The 6,446-nt window shown below is 65.2% G+C and carries 5 protein-coding genes; 4 read left to right on the top strand and 1 reads right to left on the bottom strand.

All coding sequences use genetic code 11. The annotated features are described in order from the left end of the window. The 4 genes from ACYP33_RS27640 to nadC all read left to right on the top strand — a co-directional run. A partial coding sequence (locus ACYP33_RS27640; protein ID WP_459624633.1) for a mechanosensitive ion channel family protein occupies positions 1-1,154 on the top strand: 1,154 nt, incomplete at its 5' end. A gap of 219 nt (positions 1,155-1,373) precedes the next feature. Then, positions 1,374-2,570: a DesA family fatty acid desaturase gene (locus ACYP33_RS27635; RefSeq protein ID WP_414451166.1), complete on the top strand. Its 1,197-nt coding sequence runs from the start codon at positions 1,374-1,376 to the stop codon at positions 2,568-2,570. A 130-nt stretch (positions 2,571-2,700) separates the two neighbouring features. After that, positions 2,701-3,828 carry a quinolinate synthase NadA gene (nadA, locus tag ACYP33_RS27630; protein WP_459624632.1) on the top strand — a complete coding sequence of 376 codons (1,128 nt, stop codon included), beginning with the start codon at positions 2,701-2,703 and terminating at the stop codon, positions 3,826-3,828. Next, the gene (nadC, locus tag ACYP33_RS27625) at positions 3,825-4,706 is read left to right on the top strand and encodes a carboxylating nicotinate-nucleotide diphosphorylase (protein WP_459624631.1); all 882 of its coding nucleotides are present in this window, start codon (positions 3,825-3,827) and stop codon (positions 4,704-4,706) included. Before nadA ends, nadC begins: the two co-directional genes overlap by 4 nt. Before the next feature lie 102 nt (positions 4,707-4,808). Here the strand turns inward: nadC and nadB are convergent, their stop codons facing one another. Further along, positions 4,809-6,389 carry an L-aspartate oxidase gene (gene nadB, locus ACYP33_RS27620; protein ID WP_414442873.1) on the bottom strand — a complete coding sequence of 527 codons (1,581 nt, stop codon included), beginning with the start codon at positions 6,387-6,389 and terminating at the stop codon, positions 4,809-4,811. Positions 6,390-6,446 lie beyond the last annotated feature (57 nt).

Below are 6,446 nucleotides of genomic sequence, written 5' to 3'. Positions count from 1 at the left end.
GCGCCGCCGGCCGCGCGTCCGGCACCGGTTCGGAAAGCCTGAACCGCGCGCTGTTCCCGCTCGCCGGCGGCACGCTGCTGACGGTGGCGCAGGCGGTTGGCGACCGCTTCTTCGCCACGCCCATCCTGCAACTCGCGCTGGTGCCGTTGTTCGGCATCGCGCTGCTCTATCTGCTGTTCTCGATCGCGCGCCGCGCGTTTGCGCGCGACGGCGATACCCACGCGTGGCTGTCGATCGTCGAAAAGCTGGTGTCGGCGGTGGTCTGGGTCGCGATGGGGCTGACCGTGCTCGGCATCCAGCGCGACGTGGTCGACTGGCTCGACAGCCTGACGTTCCATGTCGGCAGTGCGCACCTGAGCCTGCTCTCGCTGTTGTCCGGTTGCCTGTGGATTTGCGTGACGCTGGTGGTGGCGATGTGGCTCGGTTCGCTGCTGGAGGACCGCCTGGCGCGGGCCGTCACGCTCGATGCGAACCTCAAGGTGGTGCTGTCGCGGGTCGGCCGCGCGCTGCTGGTGGTGGCGGCCGTGCTGATCGGCCTGTCGCTGGTCGGCATCGACGTGACCGTGCTCGGTGTGTTCGGCGGCGCGCTCGGCGTGGGGCTCGGCTTCGGCCTGCAGAAGATCGCCAGCAACTACGTGTCGGGCTTCATCATCCTGCTCGACCGCTCGCTGCGGCTGGGCGACGCGATCGACGTGGGCGGCCTGCAGGGCATCGTCACGCAGATCCGCACCCGCTACACGGTGGTGCGTGGCCTCGACGGCTACGAAAAGCTGATCCCGAACGAGAAGCTGATTACCGACGTGGTGCAGAACCAGTCGTCGTTCCAGACCCGCGGCTACGCCAAGGTGGCGATCCGCATCGCCTACACGAGCGACGTCGAAGCGGCGCTGGCCTTGCTGGCCGAGGCCGCGAACGGCGTCGAGCGCGTGCTCGACGAGCCGGCGCCGGCGCCTTATCTGGTGGGCTTCGGCGTGGACGGCATCGAACTCGAACTGGGCTTCTGGATTGCCGATGCCGCGCGCGGCACGTCGGGGGTGCGCTCGGCCGTCAACCGCAGGCTGTGGCGGTTGTTCGCGGAGCATGGGGTTGCCGTGCCGTTGCCGCAGCGCGAAGTGCGGGTGATCGACGGGCGTTCGTTGCATGTCGAAGAATGAATTCGACCCTTTTCAAGGGTTTCGGGCGTGCCATTGGACCATTTTGGATCGATGGTCCACAGGTGGACTGCAATCCCCTTGCGCCGTAGCAACAATCATTCATTTTTGACAGTTGCCGGGAACGGATACAGTAAAATTTCGTCCATACCCGGTATGCTTTCATTTCTATGACGTTGGCGCGCGCATACCGGCGCCATCTCCGAATTACAGGTAAATGCCTTGTTGAATTCTGTGCTCGACTTCCTGGCCCACGGGCTGCTGCACCTCTCCTGGTGGCAGATCATTCTGTTCACGCTCGTTGCCACGCACGTCACGATCGTGGCCGTGACCATCTATCTGCATCGCTGTCAGGCGCACCGCGCGCTCGATCTGCACCCGATCGTCAGCCACTTCTTCCGTCTGTGGCTGTGGATGTCCACGGGCATGCTGACGGGCCAATGGGCGGCGATCCACCGCAAGCACCACGCCAAGTGCGAAACCGAAGAGGATCCGCACAGCCCGCAAACGCGTGGCATCTGGAAGGTGCTGCTCGAAGGCGCCGAGCTGTATCGCGCCGAAGCGAAGAACGAAGAAACGCTGCGCAAGTTCAGCCACGGCACGCCGAACGACTGGATCGAACGCAACATCTACTCGAAGTACACGATCCTCGGCGTGAGCCTGATGATGGTGATCGACGTGGCGTTGTTCGGCATCGTCGGCCTGTCGGTGTGGGCCGTGCAGATGATCTGGATCCCGTTCTGGGCTGCCGGCGTCGTCAATGGTCTCGCGCACTTCTGGGGTTACCGCAATTTCAACTCGGCCGATGCCAGCACGAACCTGATTCCCTGGGGCATCGTGATCGGCGGCGAGGAAATGCACAACAACCACCACACGTTCGCCACTTCCGCGAAGTTCTCGAACAAGTGGTACGAGTTCGACATCGGCTGGATGTACATCCGTATCCTGTCGGCATTCAAGCTCGCGAAGGTCAAGAAGGTCGCGCCCACGCCGCGCCTCGTCGCACGCAAGGCCGTGCTCGACCAGGAAACGCTGCAGGCCGTGCTGTCGAACCGCTATGAAGTGATGGCGCGTTACGGCAAGGCATTCAAGCGCGCTTACCGCCAGGAACTGGCGCATCTGAAGGGCCTCGGTTCGAGCGAGAAGTATCAGTCGCTGCGTGGCGCGCGCAACTGGTTCCACAAGGGTGAAGACGGCCTGAACGAACCGCAGAAGCGCCAATTGCCGGAAATCTTCGCGAACAGCCAGAAGATGGAAACCTACTTCCAGTTGCGCCAGGATCTGGCCTCGATGTGGGATCGTTCGAATGCTTCGCGCGAACAGCTGCTGGCCCAATTGCAGGACTGGTGCCATCGTGCCGAACAAAGCGGCATCAAGGCGCTGCAGGAGTTCGCGACGCGTCTGCGCCGCTACGCATGATCTGAAATCGATTAGAATTTCGGAACGTCACAAACCCCGCGTTGGCGGGGTTTTTTCTTTTGTGCCGCCGATTTGGCGGTGGCCAATCGACAGCGATTCTGCCGTGCAGAGGAAGTAGAGGAGATACGAGATGCAAGCCGCGATCAAACCCGTCGAGTACGACCGGCCCGGCGCCGTGTGTGGAATCGGGCAAGCCTGGGCGAAGGTGCCCGACAGCCCGTCCGCGGCGGAGCGCGATGCGCTGAAGGCGCGGATCAAGGCGCTGCTCAAGCGCGAAAAGGCGGTGCTTGTCGCCCACTATTACGTGGACGCCGAGTTGCAGGAACTGGCCGACGAAACCGGCGGTTGCGTAGCCGATTCGCTGGAAATGGCGCGTTTCGGGCGTGATCACGAAGCGCAAACCTTGATCGTCGCCGGCGTGCGCTTCATGGGCGAAACGGCGAAGATCCTGAGTCCCGGCAAGCGGATTCTGATGCCCGATCTCGACGCCACCTGCTCGCTCGACCTCGGCTGCCCGGTCGACGAATTCTCGGCGTTTTGCGACGCGCATCCGGATCGCACGGTGGTGGTGTACGCCAACACCAGCGCCGCCGTGAAGGCACGCGCCGACTGGATGGTCACCTCGTCGATCGGCCTGGAGATCGTCGCCGATCTGCATGCACGCGGCGAAAAGCTGATCTGGGCGCCGGACCGGCACCTCGGCAGCTATATCCAGAAGAAAACCGGCGCCGACATGCTGATGTGGCAAGGCTCCTGTTTGGTGCACGACGAATTCAAGGGCATCGAGCTCGACCTGCTGCGCGCCGAACACCCCGGCGCGAAGGTGCTCGTGCACCCGGAATCGCCCGAGAACGTGGTGGCGCTGGCCGATGTGGTGGGCTCGACCACGCAGTTGATCGACGCGGCCGTGAAGCTCGACGCGCAAACCTTCATCGTCGCCACCGACCTTGGCATCCTGCACAAGATGCAGCTTGCCGCGCCGGGCAAGACGCTGATCGCCGCGCCCACGGCCGGCAACAGCGCCACCTGCAAGAGCTGTGCGCAGTGCCCGTGGATGGCGATGAACGGCCTCGCGAATCTGGCCGACGTGCTGGAGCGCGGTCACAACGAAATCTTTGTGGATGCGACGCTCGGCGAGCGTGCCCGCCTGCCGATCGATCGGATGCTCGACTTCGCCGCGCAGCACAAGCGGCGCGTGCAGGCGAGCGGTGATCTGCAGCGCGATGCGCAACTGTTCTCGAACGTGGGGGCGGCATGACGGCAGCGGTGTCCCCGATCTACGACGAAATCGTCCATCAATACGGCGCGGCCTTCGAGGCCGCGATCGCGCGCAATATCGCCGATGCGATTGCCGAGGATGTCGGCAGCGGCGACCAGACGGGTCGCCTGGTGCCCGACGGCCCGGCGCGGCTCGCGCGGATCATCGTTCGCGAGAACGCGGTGCTGTGCGGCGTGCCCTGGTTTCAGGCCGTGATGCGCGCGATCGATCCGGCCATCGAGGTGGACTGGCGTTATCGCGAAGGCGAGCTGATGACGGCCGATTCGACCGTTTGCGAGCTGCGCGGTCCCGCGCGTTCGCTGCTGACGGCCGAGCGCAATGGCCTGAACTTCCTGCAATTGCTGTCGGGTGTGGCCAGCGCGACGCGGCGCTACGTCGACCTGATCGATGGTCAGCGTGCACGTATCCTCGATACGCGCAAGACGCTGCCGGGGCTGCGGCTCGCGCAGAAATACGCGGTGCGCGTTGGCGGCGGCGCGAATCAACGGCTCGCGCTTTACGACGGCATCCTGATCAAGGAAAACCACATCGCGGCGGCCGGCGGCGTGGGTGCGGCGCTCGATGCCGCGTTCGCCCTGGATGCCGGCGTGCCGGTGCAGGTCGAGGTCGAAACGCTGGCGCAGCTCGATACGGCGCTCGCGCACGGCGCGAAATCGGTGCTGCTCGACAACTTCACGTTCGACATGATGCGCGACGCGGTGCGCGTGGCCGGTGGCCGTGCCGTGCTCGAGGTGTCGGGCGGGGTCAATGCGGATACGGTCTGCGACATCGCCGCGACGGGCGTGGATCGCATCTCGATCGGCGCGCTGACCAAGGATGTGCGCTCGACCGATTATTCGATGCGGATCGTCGACTGAGAAACGGCTGGCCGCCTAAGCCAAAAACGAAGCCGCTCGCGGATGACCTCCGCGAGCGGCTTTGTCGTTTCGGGCTGCCGGAAATCGGCAGCGGCCGCGCGTTCAGCGACGCGGCAGCAGCACCGACGGCAATGCCTTCGGCAGCGTATCGGGCCAGTCGCGGCTGAAATGCAGGCCGCGGCTTTCGCGCCGCGAGCGCGCGCTTTCCACGATCAGCGACGCGACATCCACCAGATTGCGCAGTTCGAGCAGGTCGGGGCTGACGCGGAAATTCGCGTAGTACTCCTGGATTTCGTCGCGCAGCAGTTCGATGCGGTGCATCGCGCGGGCGAGCCGCTTGTCGGTGCGGACGATGCCCACGTAATTCCACATCAGGCGGCGCAGCTCGTCCCAGTTATGGGCGACCACCACTTCTTCGTCGGGATCGGACACGCGGCTTTCGTCCCAGGCGGGCAGCGCACCGTGCGGCAGGCGCGCGTAGCCGGCCGTTTCGATCGCTTCGGCGGTGGCACGGCCGATCACCAGGCATTCGAGCAGCGAGTTGCTGGCCAGCCGGTTCGCGCCGTGCAGGCCCGTGTATGACGTCTCGCCCACCGCGTAGAGGCCGGCCACGTCGGTGCGCCCGGCCAAGTCGGTGACCACGCCGCCGCACGTGTAGTGCGCGGCCGGCACCACCGGAATCGGTTGCTTGGCGATGTCGATGCCGAATTCGAGGCAGCGTGCGTGGATGGTCGGGAAGTGCTCGCGCAGGAACGCTTCGGGCTGGTGGCTGATGTCGAGATAGACGCAATCGATACCGCGCTTCTTGATCTCGAAATCGATCGCGCGCGCGACGATGTCGCGCGGCGCCAGTTCGGCGCGCGCATCGTGCGCCGGCATGAAGCGCGTGCCGTCGGGCAGCTTCAGCAGGCCGCCTTCGCCGCGTACCGCTTCCGAGATCAGGAACGACTTCGCGTACGGGTGGTAGAGGCAGGTCGGATGGAACTGGATGAATTCCATGTTCGCGACGCGGCAACCTGCGCGCGAGGCCATCGCGATGCCGTCGCCGGTCGCCGTGTCGGGGTTGGTCGTGTACAGATAGACCTTGCCCGCGCCGCCGGTGGCGAGCACCGTGTGCGGCGCCTCGATCGTGACGGTCAGCCCGGTGCGCACGTCGAGCGCATAGAGGCCGACGCAGCGCCCGCCGGGCAGGCCGATGCGCTCCGACGTGATCAGGTCGACCGCGTGGTGGTTCTCGAAAAACGTGATGTTCGGATGCTGGCGCGCCCGCGCGCTCAGGGTGGCCAGCACGGCATGTCCGGTGGCGTCGGCGGCATGAATGATGCGGCGATGGCTGTGGCCGCCTTCGCGCGTCAGGTGGAAGCCGAGTTCGGCGGCGGCGTCGCGCGTGAACGGCACGCCTTGCGAGATCAGCCACTCGATCGCCTCGCGGCCGTGTTCGACGATGAAGCGCGTGGTGGTTTCGTCGCACAAGCCGCCACCGGCCACGAGCGTGTCGCTGACGTGGTTTTCGACGCTGTCGGCCGAATCGAGCACCGCCGCGATGCCGCCCTGCGCGTAGTCGCTCGCGCCCTCCATCATCGATCGCTTCGCGATCAGCGCGACCTTGCGTGTTTGCGCGAGGTTCAGCGCGACCGACAAACCGGCAAGACCGCTGCCGACGATCGCCACATCGAAATTCATCTTGCTTCTCCGTTTCTGCGCCTTCATCCGGTATTCCCGTGCCGGCATGGCCGGCGG

The organism is Burkholderia sp. 3C, from assembly GCF_054589155.1.
Note: the sequence above shows the minus strand (reverse complement) of the source record. Positions and strands in the feature narration are given on the sequence as shown.